14 protein-coding genes are annotated in these 19,393 nt (G+C 41.9%); 10 read left to right on the forward strand and 4 right to left on the reverse strand.

The features are described from left to right. Positions 1-27: 27 nt before the first annotated feature. The 3 genes from CWC22_RS19880 to CWC22_RS19890 are packed head-to-tail and all read left to right on the forward strand — an operon-like array spanning position 28 to position 3,486. Entirely contained in the window at positions 28-1,236 is a 1,209-nt protein-coding gene (locus CWC22_RS19880; protein ID WP_138537917.1) for a paraquat-inducible protein A, read from the forward strand. Continuing rightward, complete coding sequence (gene pqiB, locus CWC22_RS19885) at positions 1,229-2,887, forward strand: intermembrane transport protein PqiB (RefSeq protein ID WP_138537918.1); 1,659 nt, start codon at positions 1,229-1,231, stop codon at positions 2,885-2,887. Before CWC22_RS19880 ends, pqiB begins: the two co-directional genes overlap by 8 nt. Next, on the forward strand, positions 2,887-3,486 hold the full coding sequence (locus tag CWC22_RS19890) for a PqiC family protein (protein WP_138537919.1): 600 nt from the start codon (positions 2,887-2,889) through the stop codon (positions 3,484-3,486). Before pqiB ends, CWC22_RS19890 begins: the two co-directional genes overlap by 1 nt. On the opposite strand, the gene CWC22_RS19895 is transcribed toward CWC22_RS19890, so the two are convergent. After that, positions 3,467-3,985, reverse strand: a complete 519-nt coding sequence (locus tag CWC22_RS19895) for a GNAT family N-acetyltransferase (RefSeq protein WP_138537920.1) — start codon at positions 3,983-3,985, stop codon at positions 3,467-3,469. The two genes, CWC22_RS19890 and CWC22_RS19895, sit on opposite strands and share 20 nt — an antisense overlap. A gap of 54 nt (positions 3,986-4,039) precedes the next feature. After that, the gene (locus CWC22_RS19900; RefSeq protein ID WP_138537921.1) at positions 4,040-6,916 is read right to left on the reverse strand and encodes an insulinase family protein; all 2,877 of its coding nucleotides are present in this window, start codon (positions 6,914-6,916) and stop codon (positions 4,040-4,042) included. A 291-nt stretch (positions 6,917-7,207) separates the two neighbouring features. Between CWC22_RS19900 and CWC22_RS24470 the strand changes: the two genes are divergently transcribed. Next, positions 7,208-7,393 (forward strand): hypothetical protein, encoded by a 186-nt coding sequence (locus CWC22_RS24470; RefSeq protein ID WP_138537922.1) that lies wholly within the window; start codon positions 7,208-7,210, stop codon positions 7,391-7,393. Positions 7,394-7,464: 71 nt separating this feature from the next. Further along, positions 7,465-9,066: a bifunctional UDP-sugar hydrolase/5'-nucleotidase UshA gene (ushA, locus tag CWC22_RS19905; protein ID WP_138537923.1), complete on the forward strand. Its 1,602-nt coding sequence runs from the start codon at positions 7,465-7,467 to the stop codon at positions 9,064-9,066. A 44-nt stretch (positions 9,067-9,110) separates the two neighbouring features. On the opposite strand, the gene CWC22_RS19910 is transcribed toward ushA, so the two are convergent. Together CWC22_RS19910 and CWC22_RS19915 are read right to left on the reverse strand one after the other, a co-directional pair. Then, positions 9,111-10,031: a hypothetical protein gene (locus CWC22_RS19910; RefSeq protein WP_125557122.1), complete on the reverse strand. Its 921-nt coding sequence runs from the start codon at positions 10,029-10,031 to the stop codon at positions 9,111-9,113. After that, entirely contained in the window at positions 10,021-10,743 is a 723-nt protein-coding gene (locus CWC22_RS19915; protein WP_228553170.1) for a PhnD/SsuA/transferrin family substrate-binding protein, read from the reverse strand. The genes CWC22_RS19910 and CWC22_RS19915 overlap by 11 nt, the downstream gene beginning before the upstream one ends. 395 nt (positions 10,744-11,138) lie before the next feature. Here CWC22_RS19915 and CWC22_RS19920 point away from each other — a divergent pair, with 395 nt between their 5' ends. The 5 genes from CWC22_RS19920 (at position 11,139) to drt3b (ending at position 19,213) form a co-directional block, all read left to right on the forward strand. Continuing rightward, positions 11,139-11,975, forward strand: a complete 837-nt coding sequence (locus tag CWC22_RS19920) for a S1/P1 nuclease (RefSeq protein ID WP_138537924.1) — start codon at positions 11,139-11,141, stop codon at positions 11,973-11,975. Between the two features lie 47 nt (positions 11,976-12,022). Beyond that, on the forward strand, positions 12,023-15,181 hold the full coding sequence (locus CWC22_RS19925; protein ID WP_138537925.1) for a TonB-dependent receptor: 3,159 nt from the start codon (positions 12,023-12,025) through the stop codon (positions 15,179-15,181). A 346-nt stretch (positions 15,182-15,527) separates the two neighbouring features. Next, on the forward strand, positions 15,528-16,124 hold the full coding sequence (locus CWC22_RS19930) for an SLATT domain-containing protein (RefSeq protein ID WP_138537926.1): 597 nt from the start codon (positions 15,528-15,530) through the stop codon (positions 16,122-16,124). Beyond that, complete coding sequence (drt3a, locus tag CWC22_RS19935) at positions 16,117-17,298, forward strand: antiviral reverse transcriptase Drt3a (RefSeq protein WP_138537927.1); 1,182 nt, start codon at positions 16,117-16,119, stop codon at positions 17,296-17,298. Before CWC22_RS19930 ends, drt3a begins: the two co-directional genes overlap by 8 nt. Further along, a complete protein-coding gene (gene drt3b / locus CWC22_RS19940; protein WP_138537928.1) occupies positions 17,288-19,213 on the forward strand; it encodes an antiviral reverse transcriptase Drt3b in 1,926 nt (641 codons plus the stop codon). Before drt3a ends, drt3b begins: the two co-directional genes overlap by 11 nt. Positions 19,214-19,393: the final 180 nt, after the last annotated feature.

Below are 19,393 nucleotides of genomic sequence, written 5' to 3' on the forward strand. Positions count from 1 at the left end.
GGAGTTAACATAAGTATTGGTTAAACTGTGATAGTCGCCTGTCAGCATTGTGATTTTTTAGTGTCCATTCAAGATCTGGGCGAACAGCAAAGGGCTGTTTGCCCGCATTGCGGTAATGTACTGGCAACCACCCAGCGCAACTACGCACAATGGATAGCTGCATTTAGTCTTTCCTCAATTATCTTTCTGTTATTAAGCCTGCAACCACATTTTATTTCCTATGCGCAACATGGCCTAAAGCAAACCATTAGCTTAATGGCAGCGATCATGCAGCTTGCCGAACACTATAGTGTGTTCCTGGCGGTGCTGCTGAGCACCAGCATCGTTATTTTACCATTCATTGCCAGCACGCTTATTCTTTTGGTGCATACGCCTTTATGGCAAAAAATGAACCCGCATAATGCCCGAGTCATTGCAAAATTTATAATGGCGCTAAGGCCACTCAATTTGGCCGATATCTTTTTGGTTGCTGTATTAATTAGTGCATTTAAGCTTACTGCGTTCGCAGAGATTGAAGTTGGACTTGGTTTTTGGGCGTATATTCTATTCGTATTATGTTTTATTGAGACTTTGTCTTTATTGAGCCAACATCAACTCTGGCAACTTCAGCAAGCACATTTTACCCCTTCAATTGAGCATTGTGCCAAGCGTGCTAGTACACAAAGCCTCAAACAATGCCATGTCTGTCAGCAGATCAGTCGCAGTGCTCACTGCCCGCGCTGCAAGGCAAAATTACGTTACCGTAAAGACAATTCTGTCGCGCGTAGCGCAGCCTGGATGATTACTTCGCTGATATTTATGGTACCAGCCTTATCCTTTCCAATTATGGACACGATCAATCTGGGATTACATACACCGGCAACCATTTATGGTGGTGTAGAGGTACTTTGGAAAAATGGCTCATATCCAATCGCTATTGTGATTTTCATAGCAAGTATCTGTATACCACTGATAAAGGCAGGTACATTGTTCTATTTACTCTACCGCGTTAGCTACCCGACTAACCCAAAAGTGGCAGCTAAATTCTACCGGGCCCTCGAAGCGGTTGGTAAATGGTCAATGATAGACGTTTTCGTCGTGATCCTCTTGGTTTCTCTCGTACAGCTTGGTACTGTACTGAGCGTGGAGCCACAGCCAGGCATCGTCTTTTTTACCGCCATGGTTATTTGCCAAATCTTTGCTGTGAACAATTTTGACCCTCGTTTACTTTGGGACTCTTTAAATAAACATGAATAAAGAAGCGCATATCGAGCCCAAGCCCAGGCTTTCCGTTATCTGGGTAGTCCCCTTGCTGGCTGTTTTGATAACGGGCTGGATGCTTTATCAGCATCAACAAAACAAAGGCCATCAAGTTTACATCAAGATGAAAAGTGCCGATGGTATCATTGCTGGCAAGACGGAGATAAGAGTCCGCAGTGTTAAAGTTGGTGTGGTTGAATCACTTCGTCTGCAAGTAGAGCAGAAAGCCGTTGTTGCCACTGTGCGTATCGAAAAGCATTATGATAATTTGCTCACAGAAGACGCTAAGTTTTGGATAGTGAAACCACGTATTGATCAATCTGGAATAAGCGGACTTAACACCTTATTATCTGGTGTATATATCGAGTTGCTGCCGGGAGAAAGTAAGCAGCGCACCAGTCTATATACGCTCCAGGAGCAGCCAGCTCTTATCTCGACAGACATTGAAGGTGTGCGTTTCCAGCTCAGCTCAACCAGTGGCGAAGTGCTGGATGTGGGCACCGGGATCTTTTTCCGTAATTATCATGTGGGGCAGATTGAGAGCTCAGTGTTTAATACCGACTCTTTACAAATGGAGTACGGGGTGTTCATTCACTCTCCCTACGACCGCCTAATCACTCATAATGCGATTTTCTGGATCAATTCAGGGGTAGAGCTTTCGCTGACTAGTGAGGGCATTAACCTCAATACAGGTTCACTCGCAAAGATGATTAAAGGCGGAATATCTGTAGATTATCCACCTGGGCAAGACGGCACAGAGGTTGCTCAGGAAGGCAGAGCATTTACGCTGCATCAAAATTTCGCGGTTGCATTGGAGCGTCGCTTTGATTTGTTTGATCACTATTTGGTTGAATTTGAACAATCAATTCGGGGATTAAAACCCGGTGCACCGGTTGAGTATCGGGGTATGCGTATCGGGACCGTTGAGCAAGTCCCAGCAAGGCTCGAGCAAAATGGACAGCCACTTTACTTTCAACAGGGCAACACGTCTATTCCTGTACTTATCAAAATTGAGTACGGACGCATTTATGAAGTCGATGCCAAAGCCAAACAATATTGGCAGGAAAATATAGAACAATGGATTAAAAATGGCCTAAGGGCGTCACTAAAAAGTGGTAATATTTTAACAGGTGCGGTATATATAGAGCTAGATTTTTACAATTCAACCCCTCCAACCAGCTTAGGGATGAATTTCGCGTACCCGGTGTTGCCGAGTGTACCGAGTGGATTTACAGCTTTATCAGAGCAAGTTATGGCTTTGTTGAACAAACTCAACAAACTGCCACTAGATAACTCGCTCAATGAAGCACAACAAACGATGCAGGCGTTCACAGCACTGGCAGAAGAAACGCAGGCACTGGTAAATAGTTTCAACACAACGAAAGTATCTGAAAAAGTGGAAAAAAATCTAACACAATTACAGGGAACGCTGGCACAACTCACTGCCAGCCTCAAACAATTTGAGCAAACACTAAACAACTACCAGAAAGGCTCAGGTATGGTCGAGCAACTGACAGATACTCTGCAAGAACTTGAAAGCCTTAGTAACTCGCTCAAGCCTGTGTCGAAAGGCCTAAATGAACAGCCTAATATGCTGCTGTTCGATAAAGAGACTTTGGCAGATCCTGAACCCAGGAAGCAGCGCTAATGAGAGCGGTTATTGCGCTGCTGGCAATCATACTGACAGGCTGTGCGGGATCAGACCCAGCTCAATATCAGTACTACCGCTTTGATTCAGCGCTCGATACAAAGGAAAGCCCCCGCATTGGTGCCCCCAGAGTATACGTCGATGAGGTCAACATTGTTGGGGTTGCCGACCAGCAAGCACTGGTCCAGTATACTTCAGAGCATACTGTTCACATTGCTAACTATCATTATTGGGCAGAACACCCGAAGCTAATACTGACCAAAGAAACACTCAAGCATCTCGAAGGTAAAGGCTTGTCGCCCGTACTCTCTGCCCATGCCAGTGATTTCAATACTGGTGATTTCAGATTGCTTATTGAAGTCTCAGATCTGGCCGGTCATTACCAGCAAGGCGCCATTTTGAGAGGTGCCTGGCACCTATATCAAACAAGTGATAATGGAACCAGGCTGATCCGTGTTAAACACTTTGACTATCAATCAGCGCTCTCGCAAGATGGCTTCACGGCTCTGATAAGCGCTCACCAGGCTAACTGGCAGCTTTTGATGGCACAACTGCACGCTGAAATCGGGTCAGGGGATATTATCTCTCCAGCAGATTAACGTATAAGTTAGTCTGCGCCATACCCGGCACAAGCTCAAACCGGCCAACCAAAACAAAGTTGAGCTTTGCTAACAGCTTGTTACTCGCCGTATTTTCAGGGGTTGTAATAGCTCCGAGCGCCTTATACTTGCCACACTTATGAACAAATGACAGTAATGCCGCTGCCGCTTCGAAAGCATACCCTTTCCCACAATACCGATCGAGAAAAGCGTATCCCAGATCAGGAAACTCCAGATAAGGCCGCTGATAGAGACCGCAAATACCAATCGCAGTTCCGTCATTTAGCGCGACAATGTAGGGGCTTGGCGCTGCCAGGTCGTATGGTGTAAAAAAAGCACTTTCAATATACTTTTGTGCATCGGACAAGGTTCGGATCTCTTTATCCGCAACGTTATCGATAAAGCTCCGTTGGTTAAGCAGTTCAAAAATCAACTCCGCGTCTGCGATTTGAGCTCTGCGAATAATTAACCGCTCTGTGCGCGTTACTATGTCTGACATAACAGTGGATCCTCGAGAAAGCGGGACAACTTGTCCCGCAAACGTTATGGCCGTTTATTCAAAACGCGCCTTCTTATAGAGCTCAGCCATAGAGTCGAGCTTCACTTCATTTGGTAAAGTCGCGAATGGTTTATCAGCGAACTTCTTGCCACGGATCTGCACATTGATTCTTGATGCCTCAGTATTGAGCATACTTTGCTGGTAATAAGACTGGATATCAGCCAGTGTCACCTGTTCCATTGCGGCGATGAGCTTTGCTTTGGAGTCAAATGTCAAATTGTCACGATACCAGTCAATCAGGAATGGCTGAGACTCTTCTGCAAGATTCTTAGGGACCTGCTTCAAAGACAAAAGGGCAGCCTGCTTGAGCTGTATAAAGGCTTCTTCATCGAGCTCTTTCAATGCCTGGGTATATTCCTGTCGATAGCGGTCAAATCGTGCCTGCATTGACTGCACATCTAATACGGGAGTCTGAATATAAAAGCCAAACGCCGAGTGCTCGTCAATACTTTGTGCAACTGCGCCTACAGCGTAGGCTAGCTGCTCTTCGGTGCGTAAAGCATTAAATAAATGGCTGCTCAAATGGGATTTAAGTATCTGGGCCGCTGCTTTTTGAGCATACCCAGGTACCGGGTGGACAAACATATCAACAATAGCGACGTCTGCCGTCTCACTGTCTTGCTGCCAGACCAGCGCTTCTCCTGCTTTCGGTTTTAGAAAATCAGCACGAACATAGTCATTGCGCTCAACAGGCTTTGACAGTGTTCCCTTGACCTGTTTCACTACCTCCGCAAGGAATTGTTTATCGTAATTACCATACCCAAATATTCGCACAGTGTGATGGTTCAAAATATCATTTTGAGCCTTACTGAATGTATCTCTGGTCATCTTAGAGGCCGTATCAATCAATCGTACTTCATCGAAATTACCTGTACGTACAAGAGATTGATACCGACCGAATGCCTGATAGAACGGAAATTGCTGACGTTGATTTTTAATATTGCGGATAAATCGATCAACGGCCTGTTCAAGTTGCTTAGCCGTTGGTTGCACTTTTAACCCTTCCAGTGACTGAGACAACAGCATCCCCTGCTTATCTGTAAACCCTGATAAGGTAAGCAATAAGCCATTGTTCACACTCATTCGCATCCCCATACCCGCAACCGATGCTTCTGTTTGCAATTTCGCTTTTTCTATTGCGTATAGATCGGCCCACAGTGCTGCGGCAACCCGCACCTGCACACTGTCTAACATCAGCGGAGAGTTAATATGAACCAATAAGCGACCCTTTGGTTGTTCACCATATTTTTCGCTGGTCTTTTGCCAAACTGCGACTGTACTATCTTCATATATTTTGTCGACTGTATCCGAACTTTCTGACTGCGTAACAACATCGAATTGCTCAGGAAGTAGACGATTTATACTTGGGAGCGACAACTCTGGCGCTGGCTCACCTTGCCAAGATGCAATTTCTTGCTCTGTGATATCGGTAATCTGATAACGACCATCATAAAAATGTAGTTTTTGGTCATTTGGTTCTTGTTTGCTGATATACCAAACCCTTAGCCGTTGTGGATTCAGTTGTTCCAAAACACTTTTAACGGCTTGCTCGTTAAAATCAGCAAAGTGGTAAGGTGCATTAATAGCATGGTTCAACGGATATTTTTGCATACTATCGGCAAGATCAGAAACGTAAGCAAATTCATCACCCCGCTCTAAGAAACGAAACTGATTGGCAAGAGAAGTTCTGATCTCATTAAAGTACTTGCTGTCGATTCCCTGCTCTTTGATCAATGCAATATATTGCATGACAGTCGCGACAATTTGCTCACGTTGTTGCATGCCTTGATCGGTCAACTGGATATCTACGCTTAAAGCGCCGAAGTTACCGTACAAATCTGGCGTAGCATTAGCTGTGAGCTCAGAGATCCACCCTTTTTGTTTAAGCACCTGCGCCGGACTGCCTTGCATTTCATTACTAAGCAGATACGTCACGAAATAATTTGGCTTAAACGCAAATTCTTCGCGATTATTGGCGATGGTAAAGTCCAGCTTCAGCGTCTTAACATCTTCATTAGGCACATAATGAATACGCTTCTTTCCTAGCTTCAAAAAATCCAGCTCAGCGTCTACTTGTGGCTTTTCTATTTGCTTGTCTTCAATCGTAGCAAAATATCGCTGCGCTTTTTTAGTCATATCAGACAAAGGTAAATTAGATATCATCGCCAACTTCATGATATTTGAAGAATAATACTTGTTATAAAAAGCAACGGTTTCCTGATGCAGATTACTGCCAGGCTTGTCGCCTAAGGTTTCCAGGTTTCCAATCAAAAAGCGATTCGCCGGATGCGAGCCCATCATACTACGTGACAGTTTATATTGACCAAAGAAGTCCAATTCACGGCGCATTGACCATTCGGCGTTAACTGCATTCTTCTCTTTGTCGGTATACTCAGGGTAAAGCTTGGGTGCTTTAAAAAAATCAGAAAAGCGGTCGAGTGCTTCATCATAGGCCTGATTATTTACCTTGAACATATAGTTAGTGATGTCTAACCAGGTATAAGCGTTGTGAGACCCGCCATTACGGCTCATAAAGTCTTTGTAACCCTGTGTATCGGGAAAACGGTCAGTGCCCAGAAAAAGCATATGTTCCAGGTAGTGGGCCATCCCTTGCTGTGACATAGGATCATGAAGTAAACCAACGCCGACACTTAACGCCGCTGCTGACTTTTCAACTTCAGGGTCTGAAACGAGAATGACTTCTATGCCATTTGATAGAGTAAGCGTCTTATACTGTCGATTGTCATTCGGGCTGACAACCAGCTCCTTAGCTAAAGGTGCAACTGAGGTATTTCCCGCTCCGTTATGCGTTGCCACACACCCGGACAACAAAGCCAGCGTGATACTGGCCACTAACATCGTTTTTTTCATTAACTATCCATCTCAATACACTATTTTAGCCTGGTGAATCCAAGGCTATTATCGATATTCAAACGCTACCATTTAACCCCGATACAATTCAATCTCCGCCATATATTTTAGCCACTTACAGGCCCAATACACCTATCTTTCAAGCGCTCGGGACTCACCCGTTAGGCCTTCTTATGCCTATTAGTAATAATAATCACAAAACTTAAAAGAATTTTTTATCACATTAGTTTATCCATTTGATAACATTAGGCGCAAAATATAATGACAACTACAGATCATCAGGGGCACATAATGGAAATAAATCAACCGATCTGCGATTTTGGGCTACACAGCGGAGAACCATACTGCAAATTACCAGTGAGCTTTCTGAACTGGATGGTCGCAACCGGCCATGCCAAACAGGCGTTAGCCAAAGATGAACTTACTCGCAGGCACAATGCAGTATGTGACTCAAGAATGAAGTCAAAAGTTCAATAATCAGCTATATTTACTTAGAGCTTTTAGTTTAAACTAGAGCGCATAGTTTTAGTCCCCACTGAAGTAAATTTATGCGCTTTATCATTCCGTCGCTGCTGGCACTATCGCTGACAGCGTGCTATTCGACACAACAGTCAACTAATCCGTCAACAGATAATACGATCCGCTACCTCACTGTGTTACACACCAATGATCACCATGGCCGTTTTTGGCACAATGAAGATGGTGAGTATGGTATGGCAGCCAGGAAAACCCTGCTTGACCAACTCAGAGCGAAAGCCCATGCGCAAGGCCACAGTGTCGTATTACTGTCTGGCGGTGATATAAATACTGGTGTGCCTGAGTCCGATTTACAACATGCCGAACCTGACTTCAAAGGCATGAGCCGGCTAGGCTATGATGCTATGGCCATCGGAAACCATGAGTTTGACAATCCGCTGGATGTGCTTGATAAACAAATTGCCTGGGCCAACTTCCCGCTCCTGTCAGCTAATATATTACATAAGCACAATGGCGAGCACGCCTATCAGCCTTATACTGTTATTGAGAAGCAAGGTCTTAAGATCGCAATTATTGGATTGACGACCGTTGATACAGTAAAAATTGCTAATCCAGAGTTTGTAGGGGGCTTAGATTTTGTAGATCCTGCGCCTATCACTGCCCAGCTATCTGAGCAGATCAAATCGCAATACAATCCTGATGTAACCATTGCAGTAACCCACATGGGCCATTACCACGACGCTTCTTTTGGAATTAACGCACCAGGTGACGTGACACTTGCCCGCAACGTGCCTGAAGGTACGCTCGATATGATCATCGGTGGTCATTCACAGGAGCCCGTATGTATCGACGAAAATGGTACTGAAGACAATAACTTCGTACCTGGGAAGGCGTGTAAACCAGATCAACAAAACGGTATCTGGATAATGCAAGCTCATGAATGGGGTAAATATGTCGGTAAAGCGGTATTCAAAATTTCAGACGGCAAAAAAACACTACAAAGTTATGAGTTGTTACCGGTTAATCTTAAAAACGCTCAGGGACAATGGGCTACTAAATACATCGAACACGATCCTGAATTAAAAGCTTTCCTTGCACCATTCCAGAAAACAGGTGAAAGCAAAATCTCAGGGGCTGTTGGTGAAGTTGATGCCTTTCTGGATGGACGCAGAAGCACGGTTCGCTTTAAACAAAGTCCATTGGGAGATTTAGTTATCAAAGCGCAAATGGCGGCCGTTGGAGCAGACTTTGGCTTTATCAGTGGTGGCGGTATACGCGCCAGTATTAAAGCAGGCGAAATAAGCTATAAAGATATTCTTACCGTGCACCCATTCGGAAACCGAATTGCTTATATCGATTGGCGTGGCGAACAGCTCCTAGACTATTTGTCAGTGGTTAGTCGCTTTCCGCCAGACTCAGGCGCCTATTTGCAATATCACGGTATCGAATTCGATTTACTCAATGGTGAACTGGCGAACGTAAAAATCCAGGGGCAGCGCGTTGAACCAGACAAGACCTATCGTATGAGTATCAATAGCTATAATGCTGCCGGGGGCGATGGCTACCCAGTGTTAACTGACCAACCGGGATTCACAGCGACAGACAGCACAGATGCTCAGGTCCTGAAAGACTATATTGAACGTCATACTCCGATCAAGCGCTCGTCTTTATAGTCATTAAAAAATGTTGGGGTATACCAAATACATACCCCAACGTGCTACTTACCAATAACTTCAACGTCATTGGCTCCCAATGCCTTTAGCCCATAGCTATGCAACTTAGAACGTGAACCTTCGCCATGTGCTTTAGGCGGGTAAAGCTTTAACCTGAGATCGGGTTGGTGTGTCAGTAACTCATCCAGTGCAGCACGTATTTCACTGAGAGTTTTCTCCAGACTGTTCGAAAAGTTAGGACGCTTCCTGATAGTATGTCCCAACGCGACTAAGCGATGAAAGTACTTATCAGCAATATCCAATAGCTCATCTGGCAACTCTTTATTCTGGTTCAACGATACTTTCGGGTTATGTAAACAAAACTCCAGTAACGCAAGATAAAAACACAAGGGCTTGTTGGCCAACTGAACCTGACACGCTTTGTCTCCACTAAGACATAAGGTCTTTGAGTATAAATCCACAACCAGGTGCTGTGGTTGAGGTTTAGCCGTCACTGTTGTTGCTTTTTGCCGCTTAGCCTGTTCTCTTTTATTTGATACGGATTTATAAAAAGCCAGGTTTAACAATGCGATTAAAATGGGAATGATGTACAACCAATAGTTATGGCTGGTATTAGCCTGATAGCCGATAGCCGTATCGCCATCTGCACCTGAAAGTAACAGCTGGCCTTCTTTCAACTCTCCGTCACTACTGGCAATACTCTCTATCCGGATCCGACTGGTTTTCTTTTGTAAGTTGTCGTTGAGCGCATCAATGTACGCCTGCACCCGGGTTGCGTCACCGGCGTAATTCAGGTGTGGGACCGCAATAGGAAGCCTGTTCTTATCCAGCGCCACTCTTAACTTAATACTATCTAAATCTTGCTCGATAGCGTGTCGAATTGCGTGCTCATGTGCAAAAGCAAAAATCACCGTAAAAATGACACTATATATAGCAAACGCAAGCATACCCGTTTTACGACTCATTTTTTTCTCCAATAAAATAAACAGGTAATTTGTTGCATTGCCAGTACAAATCTAATTCGTCAAAGTAACTTGAGCCATTGTTTTTGGCTACTTCCTGTAATAGATTCTGTAACGCACAAGCCAGATCCGTGTTGTCGACATCCATTTTCATGTACCAACGGCTACCACTAATATTTTCTCCAATCGGTGTAATGTAATTAGCAGAAAAGCGGCTTTCGTCGCTTTCTTGCCAGTAGGTGGCGATAATGTCCAGCTCGCCAGATGACAGCTTTTCTCTCAGTACCTGATGGGAGCTGACGTACTGGATATCCAGAACACGCATATCCAGTTCAAGCCGTTTAAACATCTGCTTAGGAATAATGTGGCCGGAACGACTGGTGGGATAATCGAGCAAGCCAATTTTTTTATCTAAAAAATAGGCTTTGTCTAATCTCGGCTTTTCCCGATTTGAGATAAAAAAGGCTGTGTAGGTAGGGTAACCCACGACTGGCATATAATTGTAGGTCGATTGTGCTTTCAGCGCGGCCATAACATTGTCTTTTGACAACGTCAGATCAGCAAGCCCCTTCGCGATATAGTCAATTTGCTCAGCCAGCTCACCACTATAGCGCACTTCGACGTGGCCATATTGTTTGGCCACCACTTCATTCAGACACAAGGCAGGCGCCAGCCTGCGGGCCAATGGTTCGACGGGTACATGTACCCTGAACACGGCTTGGTTACTGCTGGAACGTGTTTTACATGAGACGCTACTTTCAACCAGTTTTGGTAACTCACCAATGGGTCTGGCCGTGAGGTTACTAGCAAGTAACCAACAGCACCAGACTGAGAGAAACAAAACTGTAACAATAGTTGTTTTATTGCTTAGAGAGTGATTATATTTCAAAACATCATATTTCTTTTATTGCGCGCCCCTATATTAGATCAATTTTTATTACTCATTGCAATAGGTAATCTTACTAAAAAGATATAAGCATTTGTTTTTACTGCTTTATTAACAAGAAATTATGAATCTCATTGAGTCCTTTTCTTTTTCTGAAAAATCCGGACAATTGGCCGCATTCCAAATGAGTAAACAATACCCATTTTAGGTAATGAGAGATTTTGATGTTACTAGCTTCTATTAAGGGTTTAGCGTTATCTGCGCTGCTTATAAGCACCAGTGCCTGGTCTTGGGGCATGAATGGCCACAGAGTAGTAGGTGAGTTAGCCCAACAGCACCTCACCCCTGCGACAGAAAAAGCAGTAAAAGCCCTGTTATCTGAAGATTCTTTGGCCGAGGTATCTACCTGGGCAGACGAAATGCGTGCTAACCCAGATACGTTTTGGAAAAAACAATCTGGCAAGTGGCATTACATCAATATTAAAGATCCCAACAAGATGGCTCAACACAACAAAGCGATTGAGCACAAACATCAGGTTAAGCATATTCTCGATGGGATCAATTACGCCGTTACCACACTAAAAAATACCAAAGCCTCAAAAGAAGACAAGCAGTTTGCCTTAAAGTTCCTGGTGCATCTTGTAGGTGATGCTCATCAACCATTTCATGCAGGTCGCAGCGAAGATCGCGGTGGTAACTTAATTAAAGTGACCTTTTTTAAAGAAGAAACTAATCTACATTCCGTATTCGATACTAAACTCATTGAGCATCAGTCTCTGTCATATCGCGAGCTAAGCGACTTTATTATCACGCGCGACAAGCAGAAAATTGCTCACATGTTAGACAGCCGCCCTGCCGACTGGCTTTTGGAGTCAAATCAAATAGCTGAAAAGATTTATGACAGCAATGAAACTGACATCAGCTGGGGGTATATTTACAGGTACACCCCCGTTGTAAAGTCTCGGCTTCTACACGGTGGGATTAGGCTAGCTGGATTGCTAAACCAAATTTTTGACAAAAATTCAAGGCCACTCGAAACTGCATTGAAAGCAGTTAAGTGAACTTGACGATTATTATTTAATAAACCTATAACACGGGAAACAACATAATGAAAACGCAACTACGCAAAACGGCCCTATCGCTTGCAGTTATTGCAGGTATTGGCGCTAGTGGTGCTGCATTCGCTAACGAAACCTCTTCATCTGTTAAAGGTCAGATCGTTGGCCCTAACGGCAACCCTGCCGTAGGCACAACTATCACGATCATGCACTTACCTACTGGCTCTACAAAAGTCACAAGTGTTAACGATGCAGGTTACTTCAGTGCCAAGGGTCTGCGCGTTGGTGGTCCTTACCAAATTATCGTTGATTCAAACAAATATGAAGATCAGCTGCTGGAAAACGTTTATCTTTCTCTGGGCTCTGAGTACCCAGTAAACGTTCAACTGCAGCCGCAATCAAGCATGGAACAGATCGTGGTTACTGGTCGTCCTATCAGCCAAATGTCTGGTGGTACAGGTCCAGCGGCAACTTTCACTCTAGAAAATCTACAAGAAGCGCCGGCTATTAACCGCGACCTGAAAGACATCGTTCGTGCAGATCCACGTGTATACGTTGACGAAAGCCGCGGTGCAATCCAGTGTGGTGGTGGCCACCCACGTTTCAACAGCTTGACACTAGATGGCGTTCGTATGAACGACAACTTCGGTCTAAGCTCAAACGGTTACCCAACTGTACGTGCTCCTTTCTCTTTCGACTCAATCGAGCAAGTAGCAGTAGAACTGGCACCTTTTGATGTTCAATACGGTGGTTTCACGTCTTGTAATATCAATGCTGTAACTAAGACTGGTTCAAACGAAATCCACGGTGGCGTATTCTATGACTACACCAACGATTCAATGAAAGGTGACAAAGCAGACGGCGAAGAATTTGATCCAGGTAACTACACTGAAAAACGCTACGGTTTTAACGTGGGTTTACCAGTGATAAAAGACAAACTGTTCTTGTTCACTTCTTACGAAAAGCTAGAGGGTGTAGAGCAGTTCCAGTACTCAGCATTAGAAAAAACTGTTACCCGCGACGATATTGACAGAATCACAAAAATTGCAGCTGAAAAGTATGGTTACGATGTTGGTGGCATGACACCGAGTATGCCAGTAGAAGACGAGAAACTACTCGTTAAGCTTGACTGGAACATCAATGATTCTCACCGTGCAAACCTAGTGTATAACTACAATGATGGTTTCAGACTAGACCAGTCTGATCAGGCCAGTAATAAGTTATCTCTTGGTAGCCACTTCTATGAGCAAGGCGCTGAGTTCACGTCTATCGTTGCTTCAGTCTATTCTGACTGGAATGACGATTTCTCTACAGAAGTACGTGTTGGAAAATCTGACCTTGACGCGCGCCAGCAATCGCTAGATGCGGCAAGCGGTTTTGGTGAGTTCCAGGTTGATACTGTCGGTGAAGGTACAGTTTACTTCGGCCCTGATGATTCTCGCCACTCCAATGACCTGGATTGGGATAACTTCACACTGAAGCTAGCTGGTACATACTACCTGGACCAACATACCATCACAGCAGGCTATGAATACGAAGACCTCAACGTTTTCAATCTGTTTATGCAGCAAACGCAAGGTGAGTTCGTTTTTGACTCTATTGAAAATTTTGAAAACCAGGTAGCCTCTAAAATTGACTATAATAACGCGGCTGGCACAAACAACCCGGATGATGTCGCGGCATCATTCTCTTATCAGCAGCATACATTCTACATCCAAGATGAGTACAGCTTCACTGATATTGATGCGACTTTGACATTCGGTTTACGTTATGACAAATACACCAGTGATGACCGCCCCACCAAAAATGAAAACTTTAGCGAGCGTTATGTAACGGCAGATGGTATGCCACTCGATAACAGTAAAAATATGGACGGTATCGATCTTGTGCAACCTCGTGTAGGTTTCAACTGGTACGTTGACGACGCACTAGAACTACGCGGCGGTGTCGGCCTGTACTCAGGTGGTAACCCGAACGTTTGGGTGTCTAACTCTTACTCAAATGACGGTGTAACACAAATCGGCACATCTCGTCGCGATTACAACCTGGCTGGGGCAACGTTCACAAACTTCAATGGTGGTACCGCTGGCTTCGATGTACCTCAGGAAATGTTTGATGAAGTAGCTGGTAAAACTGTGGGCGCAGGTGACGGTGCCGTAAACTTTATTGCTCCTAATTTCGAACTACCTTCAGAGTGGAAATTTGCCCTTGGTGCAACTTATACAACAGAAGATGAGTATGTATTCAGCGCAGACTGGCTATACACGAAGAAGCGTGATTCAGCACTGGTTATTGATGTTGCCCTGAAAGACTCAGGTAAAACAACATTTGACGGTCGCCCTATCATCGAAGCATATGACTCGAATGACTCTCGTTCAGGCGACTACATGCTGACCAACGTCTCAGGTGACGACGGTGAAGCGCAGACTCTGTCTTTCTCTGTTGCTAAGCGTTATGAGAATGGAATCAACTTCACATTGTCTTATGCTTACACTGATTCAAAAGACGTAAACCCAATGACTAGCTCTACTGCAGGCTCTAACTACGGCAACCTTGCAGTCAGTAACCCAACTAACCCAGGTCTGGCAACTTCTGACTATGAAGTACCACACCGCTTTACACTTCAGTTAGGTTATAAGCATGAGTTCTTCGACGGTTACGCGACTAAGTTCAACCTGTTTGGACAAGCGAGTGAAGGCCAGCCATATAGCTACCTGTATCGAAATGATAGAAAAACAGGCACGTATACATGGGGCGATTCAAGCTGGAACCGTTCAGGTCGTCAACTAATTTACGTACCACTTGAAAACGATCCAAACGTAGAATACGACATGTCTGCTGAAGAGCTAAAAGAGTTTAACGACTTTATTGCAGCGGAAGGTCTTGAGCGTGGCCAAATCGTAGCCCGTAACTCTAAAAATGCCGACTGGTTGGTTAAGTTTGACTTTAAAGTGACTCAAGAACTGCCTGGCCTAATGGATGGTCACAAAGGTGAAGTCTTCTTCGTAATAGACAACCTGACTAACTTACTGAATGACGAATGGGGTGTTATGCGCAAAGGTAACTTTGTGGGTAACAACATTGTTAAAGTCAACAATGTTGATGGTAGATTCGTATACTCTGGCTTTAACGCGGACTCAGTACAGCCTTCAATTCAAAAAGATGCGTCTGTTTGGGAAATGCGTGTAGGCGTTAAGTACACTTTCTAATATCTAACACACGTAATCAGATAATCTCAAAGGTCAACTTCGGTTGACCTTTTTTCGTTTTAGTTCCATCACTCGCAAATAGGTTGTTCTTAAAACTGAAAAACAAAGCCGAAGCGATACAACGACTTGCAAACCCTCATCGCCTGTGAGATCTGAAAAGAACTTTGTAACTCAACTCTAGGACTATGACGACCGTATACTTCATCAGAAAGCAATCATCTAAACGCTAATCATTAAGATCCCTCACGATTCAATGTCTACACCTCCCTATATACATTGCAAAGTATTGTTTTAACTACCTAAGTAGTGCAAGATCTAGCTTATAGTGAACTAGGTGAGTACAGCAATGGATATACAAGCAATCAAAAAGAGAATGAAAACAACTGCATATGCTAAGTTTGATGCTCATAAACGTTACGAAAGACTAAACAACACGTCCCTTTTCGCGCTGACATCTGCATCACTTCTACTAATCTTCATAGGCATTTTTAGTAAATACGCTTTAGATCTTTGCCCAGCAATTAAAGGAGAACTTATCGAACTATTTTCTATCGTTGTGTCGATCATAATACTTGTGCTTTCTCTCGTAGTTTCTTTCGCGTCATTTACACTCAAGTCTGAAAGGTGTCTAAAAGTTGGGAATGATATAATTGACCTTATAGATAGGCTAGATATAACAACCAGCGATGAAGAATCTAGAAACATTATTAATGAGTACGCCACGTTAAGAAAAAATGCAGATAACCACCAACGGTTTAACTATGCTAGAGGTCGAGCCGAGCGTAAGTTAGAAAAAACTAACCAACCACTGAGCAATACTGATAAACCTTCATGGTGGAATTGGATTGAGTATTGGGCACCGATTATAGCTTTTTATCTTATATCGGCAATTTCTCTAATTATTTTTTCAATCATGATTTATTATTGTATCAAATATGCTTAATCAGACTTTCAACCCTAGGGCGTTATTAAGAATAGTTTCAGATGATGACATCAGGAAGCATAAATTAGGTACTGATAAAACATCTGTCATGAACTCAGTCACTTCCATTTCCTATGAAGTATCTCAAGATGATTTCAGTTTCAAAAAAATAAGCAAGAAAGTACTAAACGGGAAAATTGTATATTCTACCAAGGACACCAATGAGTACTTTGCTATTAAGAAACTAAACTATGTAATAAAAAGACTATATCAGGTCAAACAGAACAGTAGAAATGAAACACTCAAGCAGTTCATAGACATTATAAATGATGGTTCAGACTATCAGATCATACGCGCTGATATTAGAGATTTCTTTGGCGAAGTTAGGCGAAAAGATATCATAAGTAAAATAAAGAAAGACTCTTTCCTTGGTAGCTTAATGATTAAAAAGTTAAATAATCTTGACCTATATCTTAGCAAGGAAAATTGTCAAGGCTTGCCAAGAGGGCTTTCAATTAGTTCAACTCTTTCTGAACTATACCTTCGTAACTTCGACCAAACCTTAAGAACCGACCCAAATGTATATTTTTACTCCCGATATGTTGACGATATCATTATTGTGTGTCTAGATAATGTCGAAAAAGTTGAGGAACTGCTGAAGAAATCATTAGCCATAATTGGGCTTTCAGAGAATGAAAAATATCAGGTAATTAAGAACATATATGAGCCTGAAGCGTTTGATTATTTAGGAGTCAGATTCAATTTCAGCAATAAAGGAATTATTAGACAGCTATCATCGAAAAAATTAAAAACTATAAAAACAAGAATTATTAGCGCTATAGTTGACTTTAGAAAAAACAGAGATAGTCAACTTCTATTAGATAGAATAAATTTCCTAGCAGGGAACTATAAGTTATTTACAAATACCGAATCAAACAATCTAAGAGTTGGAATTTACTATAACAATCAGTTTATTAACGATTATACTCAACTTAGCGACCTAAATACCTTTTTAAGAAAGTCTCTAACAGCAAAAAAAGGTAGTCTAGCTAAGATCACCAAAGTAATACCTCAAGAAATTATAGATGAATGTATGAAAATTTCTTTCTTTAAAGGTTACATCAATAAAAACATTGTAAAATTCTCGAGCAATAGGTTGTCTATAATTGTAAGGTGCTGGAAGCATGGGAAATGAAATAAAAATAAACAAACATGACTATTATCGTGTTGTTTTAACTGATGTGCAGCCTTATGAGCTACCTTTTATTATCACAAACGAAGGATTCTATTCATATATTAAGAACAATAACAAGCACAACATTTTAGATCAGTTATTCTCATCATTCAATGAGCTTAAGCCTTATGATTTTAAGATAACAAAAAGTGAGGGCTCTTTTCGTAAGTTGAGTTTAATTCATCCATACTCGCAATTAAAATTCACAGATTTCTATCGGAAGTATCACGATATCATCAAGTCTAAATGTAGCTTTAGCAGGTATTCACTCAGATATCCTGTAGATATAGCACTATATTATATTGAGAACAGAGAAGAAGACTTAGAAAGTAATTTAAAAGATGAGGGCGTTGACACTATCTGTGAATCAGAACAACTAATACCAGCATACGCAAGTTCTTTCTTTACATACAAAAAATACAATTTTTTATACAAGTTCTATGACTCTTACAACTTCCATAGAATAGAGAGGAGATTTAGGCACCTTCACAAATTTGATATATCAAAGTGCTTTGAAAACCTATCCATTGATATGCTTCCAATAGCCTTAAGAAGCGAAGAACTTTTCATTAGCTCTCATTACTCATCAAATACATTTGAGTCAAAATTTTCAGAATTACTCTCTTACACAAATTATAGTAGAACTCACGGAATAGTCATAGGTCCAGAGTTTTCTCGTATTTACGCTGAAATACTATTGCAACAAATTGATTCACATATTGAGAAAAAGTTAAGTTCCTTAAACATCAATTATGGGACTGATTATGTAATTAAGCGATATGTTGATGATTACTTTTTATTTTACAATGATGAAGAACTTGTTGGCTCCATTATGCATGAAGCAACGGAAGCTCTCAGTAGCTACAAACTATTTATTAATGAGTCAAAAAATGAAGACTTCACAAGGCCATTCATAACTGGCGTAACTAGTGCAAAAATGTCTATAAGTTCTTTTTTTAACGAATTGTTTGAACATATTAATATCGATACTAGATCATTAAACATAGAAACAACCTCTAGCTTCTATAATTACAATAAGACATCTAATAAGCTAATCACTAAGTTAAAGTGCATAATTAGCTCTCACAATATTGAATATGAAAGCATTACAGGCTATTTCCTAACAATACTCAGAAAAAAAATGGCTGAGATAGGTCATATCTTCTCGGAGAGAGCCATTGAAGCTAAGACTGGCGAATCCATTTCGAGATTTTTGTTATTAGTTTCTGAACTTATGTTTTTTGTTTACTCAATGGATAGCAGAGTCCGTGCTACATACCTAGTTAGCGAGATAATAATACAAATATCAGGTATTTGTAAGAAGTTGAGCTATGAGTCTGAACTTATGATTACCGATAAGATTATTCAAGAAGCCAAGTTTTCCATAAAAAACACAATCAAAGGAATAGATAATGTAGAGTCACTAAACCTCGCACTATCACTACAAATTCTGAATACGGAAAATAGCTTATCAAGCAACGATCTGAAGGGTCTTCTAAATATTTCAGATAGGGACACTTCTATTAATTACTTCCAATTAGTTGTAGGTCTTTACTTTATTAAAAACCAAAGTAGTTTCTATAGAGTTAAGAAAGAATTATGTGATAGAGCTTTAAAAAGAATTCAGAAAACTCGAAATCCGCTTAAAGATAGTGAGTGTGTCCATATTATTTTTGATACTCTTACATGCCCTTATCTCAGCTCAAAATATAAGAAGTCCTTTGTTGAGGCTTTATATAGCAATCAAATCATACCAAAATCGATTGATAAATCTGAGTTCTACAAAGTCACTACAAGTAACAAATGGTTTGTAGATTGGAGCGAACTCTCCATTAAAAGATTGTTAAAAAAGAAACAATTGCGTTCACCATATTGAGGGACTAGAATGTTGGTGGCCCGAGAATTATACGGTTTACTGCCGAGTTGTATAATTTGCTATGCAACACACACTACATTTACTCGGGCCATCATCTTGTCATGGATCGTATGCTGACTCTTATTAAGTATCACATACATGCTAGTTATTAGATGTTACTTCAATTCATTGATGCCGAAT

The organism is Pseudoalteromonas rubra (genome assembly GCF_005886805.2).
Classification (GTDB): Bacteria; Pseudomonadota; Gammaproteobacteria; order Enterobacterales; family Alteromonadaceae; genus Pseudoalteromonas; species Pseudoalteromonas rubra_D.